At 39.4% G+C, this 14,845-nt stretch carries 20 protein-coding genes; 13 read left to right on the top strand and 7 right to left on the bottom strand.

The window, feature by feature from the left end; all coding sequences use genetic code 11:
• Positions 1-6: 6 nt before the first annotated feature.
• From BMW36_RS09795 to sda, 4 genes are all read right to left on the bottom strand, one after another.
• Positions 7-1,485, bottom strand: a complete 1,479-nt coding sequence (locus tag BMW36_RS09795; RefSeq protein WP_089740841.1) for a Na+/H+ antiporter subunit D — start codon at positions 1,483-1,485, stop codon at positions 7-9.
• The gene (locus BMW36_RS09790) at positions 1,481-1,819 is read right to left on the bottom strand and encodes a Na(+)/H(+) antiporter subunit C (protein WP_089740702.1); all 339 of its coding nucleotides are present in this window, start codon (positions 1,817-1,819) and stop codon (positions 1,481-1,483) included. The genes BMW36_RS09795 and BMW36_RS09790 overlap by 5 nt, the downstream gene beginning before the upstream one ends.
• Positions 1,820-4,153 carry a Na+/H+ antiporter subunit A gene (locus BMW36_RS09785; RefSeq protein WP_089740701.1) on the bottom strand — a complete coding sequence of 778 codons (2,334 nt, stop codon included), beginning with the start codon at positions 4,151-4,153 and terminating at the stop codon, positions 1,820-1,822.
• Between the two features lie 364 nt (positions 4,154-4,517).
• On the bottom strand, positions 4,518-4,658 hold the full coding sequence (gene sda / locus BMW36_RS09780; protein WP_089740700.1) for a sporulation histidine kinase inhibitor Sda: 141 nt from the start codon (positions 4,656-4,658) through the stop codon (positions 4,518-4,520).
• A gap of 464 nt (positions 4,659-5,122) precedes the next feature.
• On the opposite strand from sda, the gene BMW36_RS09775 reads away from it, so the two are divergent.
• The 11 genes from BMW36_RS09775 (at position 5,123) to BMW36_RS09725 (ending at position 12,199) form a co-directional block, all read left to right on the top strand.
• Positions 5,123-5,638: a YqeG family HAD IIIA-type phosphatase gene (locus BMW36_RS09775; RefSeq protein WP_089740699.1), complete on the top strand. Its 516-nt coding sequence runs from the start codon at positions 5,123-5,125 to the stop codon at positions 5,636-5,638.
• Positions 5,639-5,640: 2 nt separating this feature from the next.
• A complete protein-coding gene (yqeH, locus tag BMW36_RS09770; RefSeq protein WP_089740698.1) occupies positions 5,641-6,741 on the top strand; it encodes a ribosome biogenesis GTPase YqeH in 1,101 nt (366 codons plus the stop codon).
• Between the two features lie 25 nt (positions 6,742-6,766).
• On the top strand, positions 6,767-7,606 hold the full coding sequence (aroE, locus tag BMW36_RS09765; protein ID WP_089740697.1) for a shikimate dehydrogenase: 840 nt from the start codon (positions 6,767-6,769) through the stop codon (positions 7,604-7,606).
• 1 nt (position 7,607) lies between these two features.
• Positions 7,608-7,901 carry a ribosome assembly RNA-binding protein YhbY gene (gene yhbY, locus BMW36_RS09760; RefSeq protein ID WP_089740696.1) on the top strand — a complete coding sequence of 98 codons (294 nt, stop codon included), beginning with the start codon at positions 7,608-7,610 and terminating at the stop codon, positions 7,899-7,901.
• A gap of 18 nt (positions 7,902-7,919) precedes the next feature.
• Entirely contained in the window at positions 7,920-8,486 is a 567-nt protein-coding gene (locus BMW36_RS09755; RefSeq protein WP_089740695.1) for a nicotinate-nucleotide adenylyltransferase, read from the top strand.
• A gap of 56 nt (positions 8,487-8,542) precedes the next feature.
• Positions 8,543-9,106, top strand: a complete 564-nt coding sequence (gene yqeK / locus BMW36_RS09750) for a bis(5'-nucleosyl)-tetraphosphatase (symmetrical) YqeK (protein WP_089740694.1) — start codon at positions 8,543-8,545, stop codon at positions 9,104-9,106.
• 12 nt (positions 9,107-9,118) lie between these two features.
• Entirely contained in the window at positions 9,119-9,463 is a 345-nt protein-coding gene (gene rsfS / locus BMW36_RS09745; RefSeq protein WP_089740693.1) for a ribosome silencing factor, read from the top strand.
• Between the two features lies 1 nt (position 9,464).
• Entirely contained in the window at positions 9,465-10,214 is a 750-nt protein-coding gene (locus BMW36_RS09740) for a class I SAM-dependent DNA methyltransferase (protein WP_089740692.1), read from the top strand.
• A gap of 163 nt (positions 10,215-10,377) precedes the next feature.
• Positions 10,378-10,857 carry a DUF2975 domain-containing protein gene (locus tag BMW36_RS09735; protein ID WP_089740691.1) on the top strand — a complete coding sequence of 160 codons (480 nt, stop codon included), beginning with the start codon at positions 10,378-10,380 and terminating at the stop codon, positions 10,855-10,857.
• A 7-nt stretch (positions 10,858-10,864) separates the two neighbouring features.
• Positions 10,865-11,074, top strand: a complete 210-nt coding sequence (locus BMW36_RS09730) for a helix-turn-helix domain-containing protein (protein ID WP_089740690.1) — start codon at positions 10,865-10,867, stop codon at positions 11,072-11,074.
• Positions 11,075-11,203: 129 nt separating this feature from the next.
• A complete protein-coding gene (locus tag BMW36_RS09725) occupies positions 11,204-12,199 on the top strand; it encodes an LLM class flavin-dependent oxidoreductase (protein ID WP_089740689.1) in 996 nt (331 codons plus the stop codon).
• An 8-nt stretch (positions 12,200-12,207) separates the two neighbouring features.
• On the opposite strand, the gene BMW36_RS09720 is transcribed toward BMW36_RS09725, so the two are convergent.
• On the bottom strand, positions 12,208-12,993 hold the full coding sequence (locus tag BMW36_RS09720; protein WP_089740688.1) for an SDR family NAD(P)-dependent oxidoreductase: 786 nt from the start codon (positions 12,991-12,993) through the stop codon (positions 12,208-12,210).
• A gap of 159 nt (positions 12,994-13,152) precedes the next feature.
• Here BMW36_RS09720 and BMW36_RS09715 point away from each other — a divergent pair, with 159 nt between their 5' ends.
• Both BMW36_RS09715 and BMW36_RS20345 read left to right on the top strand, forming a co-directional pair.
• Complete coding sequence (locus BMW36_RS09715) at positions 13,153-13,776, top strand: TetR/AcrR family transcriptional regulator (protein ID WP_089740687.1); 624 nt, start codon at positions 13,153-13,155, stop codon at positions 13,774-13,776.
• Between the two features lie 57 nt (positions 13,777-13,833).
• Positions 13,834-13,992, top strand: a complete 159-nt coding sequence (locus BMW36_RS20345; RefSeq protein WP_175480406.1) for a hypothetical protein — start codon at positions 13,834-13,836, stop codon at positions 13,990-13,992.
• Positions 13,993-13,999: 7 nt separating this feature from the next.
• Here BMW36_RS20345 and BMW36_RS09710 read toward each other — a convergent pair whose 3' ends face one another.
• Both BMW36_RS09710 and BMW36_RS09705 read right to left on the bottom strand, forming a co-directional pair.
• Entirely contained in the window at positions 14,000-14,224 is a 225-nt protein-coding gene (locus BMW36_RS09710) for a DUF3953 domain-containing protein (protein ID WP_089740686.1), read from the bottom strand.
• Between the two features lie 58 nt (positions 14,225-14,282).
• Complete coding sequence (locus BMW36_RS09705; RefSeq protein WP_089740685.1) at positions 14,283-14,660, bottom strand: hypothetical protein; 378 nt, start codon at positions 14,658-14,660, stop codon at positions 14,283-14,285.
• Positions 14,661-14,845: the final 185 nt, after the last annotated feature.

Genomic DNA, 14,845 nt, shown 5'->3' with positions numbered 1-14,845 from the left:
AATGGTTTACTCCTTTAAAACAGATTGAATATAGATTTCGGGATCAAGTAAATAGTTCCCGATGGATTCAATACTTGGATAGAACCATTCAGCTCCAACTCCAAGCAGCACGTTGAAGAAAAGCAGGAAAATAACAGGAACAGCAAATGCTCTTGCTTTTTTCCGGTCAGGGACAATTGATTCATCTTTCTCTCCCCAGAACCCTCTGATAAAGATTCGCATCACAGAATAAAGGATGAGCAAACTTGCTCCCAAACCGATTATAGCGATCGCAATTTCTCCTTCTTCAAACGCACCTTCAATTAACAGCAATTTACCGATAAACCCGCTAAACGGCGGTATTCCTGCCAATACGAATGCAGAAATGAAGAACAGCCAGCCTAACAGCGGATAGTGATGGATCAGTCCCCTGATTTTTCTTAAATCACTCGTACCTGCCAGATAGGCGATAGCACCAACAAGCAGGAACAGGGCGGACTTAATGATCATATCCTGAATTAAATAGTAAATTGAGCCACTAAAACCATTCCCGTTAAATACCGCAATACCCATCAGCATAAATCCGATAGCTGGAATGATATTATAGGCAATGACCATCTTAATATTGTTGGTTGATAACGCACCAATTGCTCCAAAAATAAGCGTGAAACCAGCAATCCAAATAAAGAAATCGAAAACCATCTGCTCATGGAAGAAGATTAACGAAAAGACACGCAAAATGGAATAGATGCCGACTTTTGTCAGTAATGCTCCGAATAATGCCGATACGACAGGATTAGGAACAATATAAGGTTTTGGCAGCCAGTAGTACAGTGGAAAGAGAGCGGCCTTCGTACCAAATACGAAAAACAGCAAAATTCCAATCCCTGTTAATATACCAGTTTGCTCTGACTCTGCCACTCTTTGGGAAATCTGTGCCATGTTTACTGTACCAACAACAGAATAGAGAAAAGCGACTGTTGTTACAAAAAGCATGGAAGAGAATAAATTAATTAACACATACTTAATCGATTCCCGAAGCTGAACTCTTTCCCCTCCAAGTACAATCAGGCCATAGGACGCCATAAGAAGCACTTCGAAAAACACGAAAAGGTTAAATAAATCACCTGTGGTAAATGCGCCGGATACGCCTGTTATTAATAGCAGGAAGAATGTATAAAAGTAAAATTCCTCCTGTTTTTCACTTAGAGACTTTGGTGCATATAGCGCACAGGCGAATGCTACAATATTTGTTGTTAAAACAAGTGAAACGGATAACATATCCGCAACAAGGACAATCCCGAAAGGTGCTGCCCAGTCACCCGCTTCAAGAACAACGGTACCATTCTGGTTCACATACCAAAGTATAAACACTGTCATGACAAGATTAATTGCAATAACCACTTGTGTAAAAATTCTTACCACAGGCAATTTTTTATGAAAAAATATTGCCAGAACCCCTGCAAGAAGTGGTATAACAATTGGTAATACTGCTAGGTTACTAATCATTTTCGTTTCCCCTCAATTTATCCATATTATCTGTCCCATTTTCTTTAGATGCCCGGTAAGCTAATACTAATAAAAGACTAGTTACACCGAAACTGATAACGATTGATGTAAGAATCAGTGCCTGTGGCAGCGGGTCTGTATATTGATCAATCGAATAATCTAAAATAGGCGGTGCCCCGCGTTTTAATTCTCCCATTGTTAAAATAAACAGGTGAGCACCATGGGAAATCAGAGCTGTTCCGATGATGATCCGCAAAAGCTGCTTTTGTAATAAATTATAGACACCTGTTGTAAAAAGGACACCTGCAAGAATAGACATAATAATTTCCATTTATTTAGCCCCCTTCTTGTTGCGCAGTTTGATCATACCGTAAATAGCGAGAGCTGCGATTCCCAATACGACTATCTCGAACATCGTATCAAGGCCCCGCATATCGACAAGAATTACGTTGACGACATTGTCACCACCACCGATATCGTGGGAGGTTTCAATGAAATAGCCGGAAATGGTTTCAAATAATTTCGTACTGTGTGCAGAAATCGCTACAACGGTCATCAGTAAGCCGAAACCAACAGAAATAATAATGTTGGTCGATTTCTCCACAATCGAATCTGTCCGTTCTCTTAAATTCGGCAGGTGATAGAAACAGAGCAGGAATAAAGCGACAGTGATCGTCTCAACTACAAGCTGTGTTAATGCTAAATCCGGTGCACGGTAGATAACAAAAAGCAGGGCTAATCCGTATCCGACAACACCGAGAATTAATATCGAGCCGATTTTGTTATTTGTAAAGATCGTCGCAATCGCTGCTGTCGCCATTGCTAAAGCAATTAACACCTCATGTATAGTGATCTCAGATAAGTTGCTAGCATCCCAATTGAAACCACCTGTAAGACCGATAAAGGTAAACGTACAAATAAGAATGGCTGTGAGAATATAGATCATATATCTTCTTAGCGATCCATTCATATAGCTGTTTGTAATTTTCGCAGATGTTTTTTCAAGCTGATCAACGATAAAGTCATATGCTTTATTAAAACTAAGTTTACCTGGAAGGAAACTGTATATCCCGCTCCATGACTTACGCGCAAATGCGAGTAATGCTCCAATTACCACAACTGCAAGTGACATGAAAAGCGGTGCTTTCAAACCATGCCAGTATTGAATATGTTTTTCAATAGGCTGACCATAAATCGATTCAGCAGCATGGGCGATTAACGAACTATTAAATGCTTCTGGTAAAATACCGATAATGATTACACCTACCACTAAAATGATTGGCGGTATGAGCATACCAATCGGTGCTTCATGCGGCTTTTTCGGTAACTGATCGAGTTTTTTCTGTCCCATAAATGTTCCAAACACTAAGTACATAGAGTAAACAAATGTGAAAATACTTCCAAATACCGCTAAATAAGGAATAGCTGTACGTAACAATTCAGCAATCATTAAGGATGATGATTCCAGTTTAATGCTTGCATCAAAGAACATTTCCTTACTGTAAAACCCGTTAAGAAATGGTAGCGGCACACCAGCCATTGAAAATGTTCCGAAAAATGCAAGTGTTGCTGAGATCGGCATTAATGTGGCAAGCCCGCCTAATTTTCGTATATCTCTTGTTCCTGATTCATGGTCAACAATCCCTGCAACCATAAAGAGACTTCCTTTAAAAGTTGCATGGTTCAAAATGTGGAAAACGGCAGCAAAAATTGCTGTACTTGTACCGAATCCGAGCATTGCCATGATCATCCCTAATTGACTGATAGTAGAGAAGGCGAGAATCCCTTTTAAATCCGTCTGACGAACAGCCATGTAGGAACCCCAGATAAGTGTTAAAATTCCAATTCCGCTGACAAAAACAAAGAACCATTCACTCTCTGAAAAAATAGGTGTAAATCTTGCTACAAGGAAAATCCCTGCTTTAACCATTGTCGCAGAGTGTAAATAGGCACTAACTGGTGTCGGTGCTTCCATTGCATCAGGCAGCCAGATATGGAATGGAAACTGGGCAGATTTCGTAAAGGCACCTAATAAAATGAATCCGAGAATTAATCCGAAATAGTCATGACCTAATATGATATCAACTTGACCGATCATTTCCTGAATACTAGTTGTCTCAGTAATAATGGACAACAAAATAAACCCGCCAAGCATGCTGAGGCCGCCGAATACAGTAATAAGCATTGACTTTAATGCACCATATCGAGACCGTTCCTTATAATTCCAGTATCCAATCAACAGGAATGATGAAATAGAGGTTAACTCCCAGAAGGAATAGAGTACAAATACGTTGTCTGATAGAACTACCCCGAACATAGCAGTCATGAAAAGGAGTAAATATACGTAAAATTGGTCCAATCGTTCTGATGTATGGAGATAAAAAATGGAATAGAAAGCAACTAGTGAGCCAATTCCACTGATTAAAAGAACAAACAATAAACTTAAACCATCAAGATAAAAATCAAATCCGATATTCAATGATGGAATCCACTCATAATTCTGTGAAACAGGTTCAAAATCATTTCCAACAAACGAAACAAAATAAATAAAAATAGCTAACGGTGCTAATAAAACGAAATAGCCTGTATGTATTTTTTCTTTCCATTTGCTGAAGTATGGAATAAAAATCGCCAGAAGTGCTGGCAAAAACACGGCAAATAACATCTAATGATGATCCCCCTTATGTATCTATTTTAATAGTAAACGTGCTTTCTTATATTTTAATCTATAAATATGCAGAAATACAAGAGCCGAGCACCCTTCAACTCGCTTGTCCGACATTTTGTGACGAGAAATATCCTATTTAAAATAAACAGGAAAAAAATTTTTTCATTCGGACTCAAAGGAAGCGTATATAGGATTTATGAAAAAGATGCTCCTGTTGCATGGCGTGGTAGTAACAGTATTGCCCTTTCAGAAGAATACAAACAAATAAAGTGAGACTTTTGGTCAGCGAAGTTAGTAGGGTGCAGAGGGTGACAAAATAAAAAAGCAGACAGAAAGGAATGCTTTCTACCTGCTTATGTCATTAATTTGTGTGATACAGCTCGTCCAGTAAGGATCTTCTTTTCATTTCTTCTTCCATTAATCGAATAAATTCATAACTTAACTGCAGCTCATTTGCTTTCCGGTACGACTCGATCAGTAACTCATCCGATAAATTTTCCAAGGCTTGTCCCTCCGATTAATAGGGTTTTTACATTCAAAATAGTTTCTCTCTATATTTTTTCTACAATCCAAATCATTTACCAAGTTTCATCCAGTAGTTTCTTTAACGTTACTTTAGCATGAATTACTTGAACGAACAAGTGTTAAGTTATCTACACGCACTTGTTCATAACTTGTGGACAATGTGGTGATAAATCGCCTGTTACCGTATAAGTTAGTGTGGAAAATGTGCATAAAGTTATCCACAAGAAAAACCATGTTAAAAATTGTCGAACGATTTTACGAAAAGCCATGTTATATTTATGTTTTTCGTTGCATATTTTGGTATGTTTTCATACTTTTTGGTGGACAGAACAGCTGTAAAATCAAATTATCCCTTTTTTAGTGGAAGAATTACTGAAAATTGTTTATCATAGGAAAGGTCAAGTATACTAACGGAAAATAACTGATAGAGGTGGACAACCATTGCTTAAAAATTTTTTACCGAATGAACATGTGAAGTCTGTGTTAGACATTACGCCAGCGAAACTAAAGGATATGGGGATCAAAGGTGTGATTACAGATCTTGACAATACATTAGTTGCATGGGACGTCATGGATGCAACACCTGAAGTGACCGAATGGTTTAAAGAGATGAAGGATTATAATATAAAAGTGACCATTATATCAAACAATGACAGAGAGCGTGTCAGCGTTTTTTCAGAACCTTTGGAGGCACCATATGTGTATAGTGCGCGAAAACCGTTAAATCATGCGTTTAAGCGTGCGGCAAAGCAGATGGGCTTAAAAAAGGAAGAAATTGTTGTCATTGGTGACCAGTTAATGACAGATGTACTCGGCGGGAATGTCGGAGGATTCCATACAATACTTGTTGTACCAATTAAGAAAACGGACGGAAAAATAACGAGAATCAACCGGATGATAGAGCGGCGGATTCTGAACTGGATGCGCAGAAAAGGCATGATAACATGGGAGGATTAAATATGGAAATCGTTCATTGCGAGGGCTGTGGAGTACCATTACAGTCAGAGGACAAAAGAAAGGCAGGTTTTCTGCCGAAAAGTGCGTGGGATAATGAGCAGGTAATCTGCCAACGCTGTTTTCGGTTAAAACACTATAATGAAGTACAGGATGTTGAATACACGGATGATGACTATCTGCGGATGATTCACCAGATCAGTGATACGAACAGTCTTGTTGTAAAGATCGTCGATATCTTTGATTTTAATGGAAGTTTTATTAGCGGGCTGCAAAGATTAACAGGCAATAACCCGATCATATTAATAGGGAACAAAGTCGATTTGCTGCCAAAATCAACGAACCGAAATAAATTAATTCACTGGATGAAAAAAACAGCAAGTGATTACGGTCTGAAAGTACAGGATGTTTTTCTTATTTCAGCTGCAAAAGGAAATGGCTTTGAAGAGGTGGAGCAGGCAATAGAAGAGATGAGACAGGAGAAAGATGTATATGTTGTCGGCTGTACAAATGTTGGAAAATCGACATTTATTAACCAGCTGATTAACCGTTCGAGCGGTGTAACTGATGCAATAACTACGTCCTATTTCCCTGGGACGACATTGGGCTTTATCCAAATACCGCTTGATGACAAGTCTTCACTGTTTGATACACCAGGTGTTGTCAACCGCTCACAGATGGTCCACTATGTGACAGATAAAGATTTAAAATTAATTACACCGAAAAAGGAAATCAAGCCAAAGGTTTACCAGCTGCAGGATAAGCAGACATTATTTTTCGGCGGTTTTGCGCGATTTGATTTTGAAAAAGGAATGAAACAGTCTTTTGTCTGCTATTTTTCCAACCAGTTAATGATTCATCGGACAAAACTGGAACAGGCAGATGCTTTTTATGAAAAACATGTTGGTGAATTGTTACAGCCGCCGAGCAAGGAAACATTGGAAAAATTGCCTGCTTTAACAAAACAGACAGTAAAAATCGGCCATGAAAAAACAGATATTGTGATACCTGGATTAGGATGGATCACTGTGCCTGAGGGCGGAGTAACGATAACAATCCATGTACCGAAAGGGATACAAATTTCAATTAGAAGTGCTTTAATATAAAGAAGAGATCAGGGGGAGAAGAGAAATGTCATTAAAACTTGGCTTAATCGGTCATCCAATCGGCCATTCATTATCTCCGTGGATACACACAAATTTTATTGATTTAGCTGGCCTAAATGGGGAATATAAATTATATGAAGGGGACCATACAAAACTGCCTGAAGTGATTCAGCATTTGAAACAGATGCCGATCGACGGTTTTAATATCACGGTTCCGTATAAACAAGTGATAGTTGATTATTTGGATGAAATAGATAAAGATGCGGAAATTCTTGGTGCTGTTAATACAATTGTCCATCAAAACGGCAAGTGGAAAGGCTACAGTACTGACGGAGAAGGGTATGTCCGTTCACTTGTTGAGCCATATCCAAATCTTTTGAATAAAGATACATCTGTGTTACTATTAGGTGCTGGAGGTGCGGCCAGAGGGATCTACCGTGCGATTGTGCAAAAAGGTGTAAAAAAGGTTGATATTGCCAATCGCTCACTCGATAAAGCGGAAGCACTCCTGTCGTTAAAGACCGGTACGACAACGACCAGAATCATGTCCTTTCAGGAAGCGGAACAGCATTTGGGAGAATATGATCTCATTGTCCAGACAACATCTGTCGGTATGAAGCCAAATGTGGAGGACCAGATTATCCAATTACATCATCTCCGCAAAGAAACAGTTGTCAGTGACATTGTCTACCAGCCGATCACAACAAAATTACTACAGGATGCTAAAAACCGCGGTGCAATCATTCATCATGGTCATGCGATGCTCTTGTACCAGGCACAGCTTGCATTTGAAATATGGACAGGAAAGAATCTGGATGTTGCCCACATGGTCAACGAACTGGAACAGAAACTAAGAGGTGAATAAATTGCAATTAACTGGAAAACAAAAACGTTTTTTACGCTCAAAAGCACATCATTTGAATCCGATTTTTCAAGTTGGAAAAGACGGTGTGAATGAAAATATGATAAAACAAGTTGCGGAAGCGCTGGAGCGCCGTGAATTATTGAAAATATCCATTCTGCAAAATTGTCTCGAGGAAAAAGAGGACGTAGCGGAAGCACTGGCAGAAGGTACTGACGCAAGTATTGTTCAGATTATCGGTAATACGATTGTATTATATAAAGAATCAGAGGAACATAAAGAGATTATACTGCCGTAAAAAAAGTAGGTGGAAACATTGCGGAAAATCGGTTTATTTGGCGGTACATTCGATCCACCACATTACGGCCATTTAATAATGGCAGAACAGGTTTATCAGTCGTTACAACTGGATGAAGTCTGGTTTATCCCGAACAATCAGCCGCCACATAAAGCGGAAGCGAAGTCAGGTGGTTCGATCCGTCTGCAAATGACAGAAGCGGCGATTCAGGACCATCCCGCATTTCGGGTAAACGGGATGGAATTACACCGGGAAGGGAAGTCGTATACGATCGATACGATCCGCCAGTTGCAGTCAGAATATCCTGACTTTCAGTTTTATTTTATCATTGGCGGGGATATGGTCGAATATTTACCAAAATGGCATCAGATTGACGAGTTAATGAAAATGGTGCCATTCGTTGGTGTGAACAGGCCAGGCCATTCGATGGACACTGCATACAATGTAACAGAAGTAGAAATGCCGTTAATTGATATATCATCAACAATGATCAGGAAACGAGCTGCTGAGGGTCAGTCGATACGATACTTCACTACCCCTGAAGTTAGAGCAATCATTGAAAAATCAAAGTTATATCAACGGTAAAGGTGATCATAGATATAGAATAAATCTGTCTGTCCCGTAAAGTGAGGAGAAACGAATTGAAACGAGAAAAGGCATTAGCCATTGTGGAGAAACAATTGAAGAAAAAACGATACGAACATACGGTAAGGGTGATGGAAACAGCAATAAAACTTGCGGAGCATTACTCTGGCAATATTCAGAAGGCAGAACAGGCGGCCATTTTTCATGATTATGCCAAATACCGCAGTCCGGAAGAAATGCGGCGCTGGGTGATCGAAGAGGGACTGCCGCATGATTTACTCGAATATGGTGATGAATTATTACACGGGCCTGTTGGTTCCGTTATGATCGAACGGGAAGTCGGAATAAAAGATCCTGAAGTCCAAAGTGCGATTTATTATCATACGACAGGAAAACAGCAGATGTCTTTGCTTGAAAAAATTATTTTTATTGCTGATTATGTGGAGCCTGGCCGGATTTTTCCAGGAGTGGAGGAAGTGCGTGTAATGGCATTTCAGGATATTGACAATGCCTGCTGGATGGCGGCACGCAATACGATCCGGTTCCTGATGGAGCATGAACAGCCAGTTTATCCGGATACCTTTCATTTATATAATGAAAAACTGATGAATAAAAAATAGGGAGGAAACTTAATGGATAGTAAGCAATTAGTGGATTTGGTAGCAAAAGCTTGTGATGACAAACGTGCAGAGGGGATTGTTGTTTTGGATATGAAGGAAGTATCCTTAATGGCAGATTACTTTATCATCTGTGATGCATCCAATGAAAGACAGGTACAGGCTATTGCAAGAGAAGTAAAAGATGTTGCGGAAGAACAGAACATTGATGTGAAGCGGATGGAAGGCTTCGACCAGGCAAGATGGGTGTTAGTTGATCTTGGCTATGTTGTATGTCATGTTTTCCACCGCGACGAACGCGTTTATTATAATCTGGAAAAATTATGGGGAGATGCCCCACAGCGTGAAGTGAAACTGTAAGATGGCATATTCCAAACTGGCTTATGTTTATGACATATTAATGGATGATGCCCCATATGATCAGTGGCAGAAATTTGTCACTGAAAAGATGACACAGTACCAACCTGAGGCAAGGCGGATGCTTGATCTCGGCTGCGGAACAGGTGAGATGAGCATTCGCTTTGCCAAAAGCGGAATGGAAGTGACAGGTGTCGATTATTCTGAAGATATGCTGGCATATGCACAGGCAGAAACGACCAGACAAAAGCAGAAAGTCACATATCTTCAACAGGACATTCGTTCATTGGAGGGACTTCATGATTTTGATGTCATCATCAGTTTATGTGATGTGATCAACTATGTGACAGAAGAAGGCGAACTGCAGGAAGTGTTCCAGCATGCTGCAGATGCACTAGCGAGCGGCGGCATCTTTATTTTCGATGTCCATAGTTTAAAACATTTCAGGGAAAATATGGCAGGACAGACATTTGCCGAAATTTACGAAGATGTATCATATGTCTGGTTTTGCGAAAATGGTGAGCGTGAAGGTGAGTTGTACCATGATTTAACTTTTTTTATACTGCACGATGAGAGGAATTTATACGAACGGTTTGATGAAACCCATCATCAGCGTACATTCCCTGTTGAATTTTACAAAAAAATGATTGGAAATGCAGGCATGGATCTGCTCGAAATATGTGGTGATTTTTCCATTAATCCGGGCAGTGAGCCGGAGCAGGCTGACCGTATCTTTTTCGTTTGTCAAAAATAAAGTAGTAGAGCGTCCTTTATGAGAAGGGCGTTTTTTTATTAGTCATTCATAAATGAAACGGATGATTTCAACAAACATTTTATCTAATATAATAAATATTTATTGTAAAACGATAAATATTATGATAAATTCAAAGAGAAATAAAATTAGTGAGGTGTAAAAAATGAAACCTGAAACATTGTTTCTTAAAATAGCTGTATTTATTATGGCAGTTCCGGTTCTTGCATTGTGTATTTTCGTTATACCGGTATTGACAAGAGGAATCAGTGAGTTTATTCCTGCGTTTTCTTTCTGGGTAAAAGTTGCTTCTGCTGGTATCTATCTGTCAGCCGTTCTCTATTTCCTTGTATTGTATCAGGCTTTGAGACTGCTCGGATATATTGATAAAAACAAAGCATTCTCCCATTTGTCCGTAAAAGCGTTAAAAAATATTAAATATTACGCAACAACGATCAGTATATTGTTTCTCCTGACAATGCCGCTCGTATATGCTGTTGCAGAAAAAGATGATGCACCAGGTCTGATTATCGTCGGAATGGTTATTGCGTTAGCTCCGATGGTTGTTGCTGTATTTGCTGCAGTACTTCAGAAATTGTTAAAAAATGCGATAAATATAAAAAAAGAAAATGACTTAACGGTGTAATCTGATTATGGCAATTATCATTCATATTGATGTCATGCTGGCCAAACGGAAAATGAGTGTAACAGAATTATCGGAAAAAGTAGGAATAACGATGGCTAATCTTTCCATATTGAAAAATGGCAAGGCGAAAGCAATCAGACTATCTACTCTTGAAGGAATATGTGAGGCTTTGGAATGCCAGCCTGGAGATATTCTGGAGTACAGGGAAGGTAAATAATATATCTGGAGAAATCAGATCTTTTTCGGGGTCTGGTTTCTTTTTTCCGTTAGGGAGAAATGTAAGGTTTCTTCCTTTATTTTTTACTCCGGAAAAGCTACACTTACTGATAGAAAGCAGGTGACAGAGATGAAATTAAGTGTACTGGATCAGGCCCCAATCTCAAGAGGCTCCCATCCGGCTGATACTTTACAAAACACGTTACAGCTAGCACAAATCACCGAAAAGCTTGGTTATCACAGGTACTGGGTTGCTGAACACCATAATGCTTCGGGGTTGGCGAGTACTTCACCAGAGATTGTCATGACGAGAATTGCATCCGTAACAGAGAATATCCGCGTTGGATCCGGCGGTGTTCTGCTGCCACAATACAGCCCATTTAAAATAGCGGAAAACTTTAAAACAATGGAAGCATTTTTTCCTGGAAGAATGGATTTAGGTGTAGGAAGATCACCAGGTGGATCTGAGCTGACACGGCAGGCACTACTTGACGGACATAACCGGTCACTCCAAGAGTTTCCACGTCAGGTAAGGGAATTGCAAGGATTTTTACATAATACATTGGAAAGAGAGCATCCTTTCCGTTTAGTAAAAGCTGGACCAAGGACCGAGACAGCACCACCAATCTGGATCTTGGGATTGTCGGAAAGAGGGGCGAAAAATGCGGCAGAAATGGGAGCAGGCTTTGTTTTTGGTCATTTTATCAACCCTGTGAATGGAAAGAAGGCGATGGATGCATATCGTGAGGCATTTCAATCTTCGCCCTCAATGGAAAATCCTCAAACAATTGTCTGTATATTCGCTGTCTGTGCCGAAACAGAGCAAGAAGCAGAAGAACTTGCGTTAAGTCAGGATAAATGGTTATTAAATGTTGGCAAAGGCCGAGATACCAAAATTCCTTCCATCGAAGAAGTAAAGGAAAAAGGGTTCACGGAAGATGAGCAAAAAGAAATCAGGAAAAACCGCCGTCGGTGTATTATCGGTACACCAGCCAAAATAAAGCAGGAATTAGAGCAATTACAAGCATATTACGGTACCGATGAATTCATGTTAATTACCAACATTTATGATTTTGATGCAAAAGTGAAGTCATATCGGTTAATAAAAGAAGCTTTTACAAAATAGCTGCTTGACTAATTAGACGGGCCAATGAGGTTGCTGACCGTTTTCAGCATGACTTTTTTTGGAAGAATACGGGTCATCTGTGAGACAAGATAATTCATGCGCCCTGCCACAACATAAGAACGACTGGTTCCAAGTGATTGGAGTGCCGCATCTACGACATGCTTGGGGCTGGCTTTCTTTCCAACGACACCATCATCTGTTCCGAGCGTATCAAAGAAGGCTGTCTCTGTGGAGCCTGGACATAGTGTAAGAAACTGAACACCTCGTTTACGATTTTCTTCCCATAAAGCCTGTGTAAAGGAAAGCACAAATGCTTTGGTTGCTCCATATACAGCCATATAAGGATCCGGCTGAAATGCGGCTGTTGAGGCAACATTAATCACAGCACCTTTTTTATTTCTCAGCATTTCCGGTAAACATAAATGAGTTAGTTCCACAAGTGCCATTACGTTAAGCATGATCTGGTCATGATTTTTTTCTAAAGACTGTTCCTCAAATAATCCATGTGTAGCAAACCCGGCATTGTTGACGAGAATATCGATACTAAGGCCACGCTCTTTACATTCCTGATATAGCATTGCAGCTGCATTTTTTCGGGAAAGGTCAGAAACGATCACTTCTGCTTTGATTCCATATTTATGCATCAGTTTTTGTGCGAATGTATTTAGTTTCGACTCCGATCTGGCTGCTAAGATCAGATGACTCCCTTTTGCTGCTAATTCCTGTGCAAATACTTCCCCAATCCCTGAGGATGCCCCTGTAATCAGTGTCCATTTTTGATTAAATTGTTTCATTTTATCCATCCTTTCGTTTTTAAAAAGTATCGGAAACAGTGTTTCTGATTAAAAACATTGTATCTGAATGTGCTAGAAATGTCTACCATTAATTTGACGGGTTAGGAATATTTACAGTATAGTACAATTGTGCGAACAATGAATTAGAGGGTGACGTCAATGAATATTAAAACATATCAGGAATCAAAGCTGCAGCATGCCGAAAATTTAAGACAGACCATTGTCGAGGCAGCAGCAACCATCTTACATGAGCAAGGTCCCGAGTCAGTAACAATCCGTAAAGTCGCGGACAAAATGGAATGTTCCACTAAAATTATCTATAATTTATTCAACAATAAAGATGGTTTGATAAAACTTCTATATCTGGAGGGCTGTAAAGTATTATCTGAATCCTTTGAATCAGTCAGCAAACAGGAAAATACAGAAAATTATCTGAAGAGTCTCTGTGAAGCATATTGGGAGTTTAGCAAAATTCACCCTAATTATTATCAATTGATGTTCGGGGGAGCTTTTAGTGAGTTTAAACCAGAGGAAGATAGTATTCAGGCTACTGCAACTGCTCTCGAACAATTTACAACAGCAGTAACAAAAGCAATGGAAAAAGGGCTGATCAGAGAGGAAGATCCGGTGCAAGTCGTTCAGGTGATCTGGGCATCGCTACATGGGGTCATTCAGCTCCATCTTGGCGGGCATATTGAAAGCAGCGAAACAGCCAAAGGCATTTACGATAATTTAGTAACAAGACTGATTCAAAGTTATATGGAAGAAAGGGCAGGCCATTAGCATATTTTTGGAAGTTTAAGAACAGTGATAATTGATTCATGAAGGGAGGGACAATTTTTGTTTGTACTATTTTCCGTTTTACTATTTATCTCCCTTGCTTTTATTTATGATGCATTACGACGCTTGAATAAAAATACAGAAAAACAATTAGAGCTGCTAGAACAACTGAAATTACAAAATGAGCAGATTTTGAGCAGGGATGATAAAAATAGATAAATCATTATCATAATAAAGAGTATATTGCGGCTGTCCAAATAAAGACGGATGTCAGGAAAAGCAGGATTGCCATTGCTTTTCGCTTTTGTTGTAATTCGTCTATCCCCATAAACAAATATAGAAACCCCAAAAGCATATTGGCAAATGGCATTATGTCATAATTGCCTGTTACTAAACAGTATATGATTAATAATAATGCCGCACCACTTAAAACTATCTTGCTAATAAACACTATGTATCGCCCCTTCCACCCGATTTATAACCAGAAATCGATTTTACGAAATCGAAATTCAATAATTAGGAATTTTTACGAGCACATAATCTCCTGTCAACATTTGAGTGGTGGCAATTAGTTTCTGTCCATCTTTTTCAAAGAATAAACCACTGCCATCTTTTTGGGTAAATTCCCACCCGTCTGATTCGACCATTTTTTTAACCGCTTCATCAGCAGACAACATACCGCTAGGGTCTGTACTGGTAATATACCAGGAATATTTTTCTTTTTTCGCAATTTCGGCAATAGGACTATCGGTTTCTTCCAGTTTGTTCAATGCTTCTTTTGCAGATAACCCTTCGATCGGTAGGGATGGATAAAGCGAATTGTTTAGAAACAGAAGTACTGCTGTTATTGCGATTAGGAAACCAATGATGATTCCGGCTTTTTTCAACTTAATCCTCCTCGTATAATATGTTTAAGAGCTCATTTTAGAGGAATTTCCAGTTGGATCCGGATCCCCTTGAAGGCCCTCTTCGCATTTCGCGAAATGTTATTAATTAGTAAGTTTTTAAGTAATGAGAAAGTCATTGCTTCCTCATTCACATCTTTTTCGTTTTGCTTCACCAGTGGGTGGGG

The organism is Gracilibacillus ureilyticus (genome assembly GCF_900111195.1).
GTDB classification, from domain to species: domain Bacteria; phylum Bacillota; class Bacilli; order Bacillales; family Amphibacillaceae; genus Gracilibacillus; species Gracilibacillus ureilyticus.
Note: the sequence above shows the minus strand (reverse complement) of the source record. Positions and strands in the feature narration are given on the sequence as shown.

Coding starts and splice junctions, on each gene's coding strand:
- BMW36_RS09790 (WP_089740702.1), bottom strand. CDS start 1,819: ATGGAAATTATTATGTCTATTCTTGCAGGTGTCCTTTTTACAACAGGT.
- BMW36_RS09785 (WP_089740701.1), bottom strand. CDS start 4,153: ATGTTATTTGCCGTGTTTTTGCCAGCACTTCTGGCGATTTTTATTCCA.
- yqeH (WP_089740698.1), top strand. CDS start 5,641: ATGGAAATCGTTCATTGCGAGGGCTGTGGAGTACCATTACAGTCAGAG.
- aroE (WP_089740697.1), top strand. CDS start 6,767: ATGTCATTAAAACTTGGCTTAATCGGTCATCCAATCGGCCATTCATTA.
- rsfS (WP_089740693.1), top strand. CDS start 9,119: ATGGATAGTAAGCAATTAGTGGATTTGGTAGCAAAAGCTTGTGATGAC.
- BMW36_RS09740 (WP_089740692.1), top strand. CDS start 9,465: ATGGCATATTCCAAACTGGCTTATGTTTATGACATATTAATGGATGAT.
- BMW36_RS09735 (WP_089740691.1), top strand. CDS start 10,378: ATGAAACCTGAAACATTGTTTCTTAAAATAGCTGTATTTATTATGGCA.
- BMW36_RS09730 (WP_089740690.1), top strand. CDS start 10,865: ATGGCAATTATCATTCATATTGATGTCATGCTGGCCAAACGGAAAATG.
- BMW36_RS09725 (WP_089740689.1), top strand. CDS start 11,204: ATGAAATTAAGTGTACTGGATCAGGCCCCAATCTCAAGAGGCTCCCAT.
- BMW36_RS09720 (WP_089740688.1), bottom strand. CDS start 12,993: ATGAAACAATTTAATCAAAAATGGACACTGATTACAGGGGCATCCTCA.
- BMW36_RS09715 (WP_089740687.1), top strand. CDS start 13,153: ATGAATATTAAAACATATCAGGAATCAAAGCTGCAGCATGCCGAAAAT.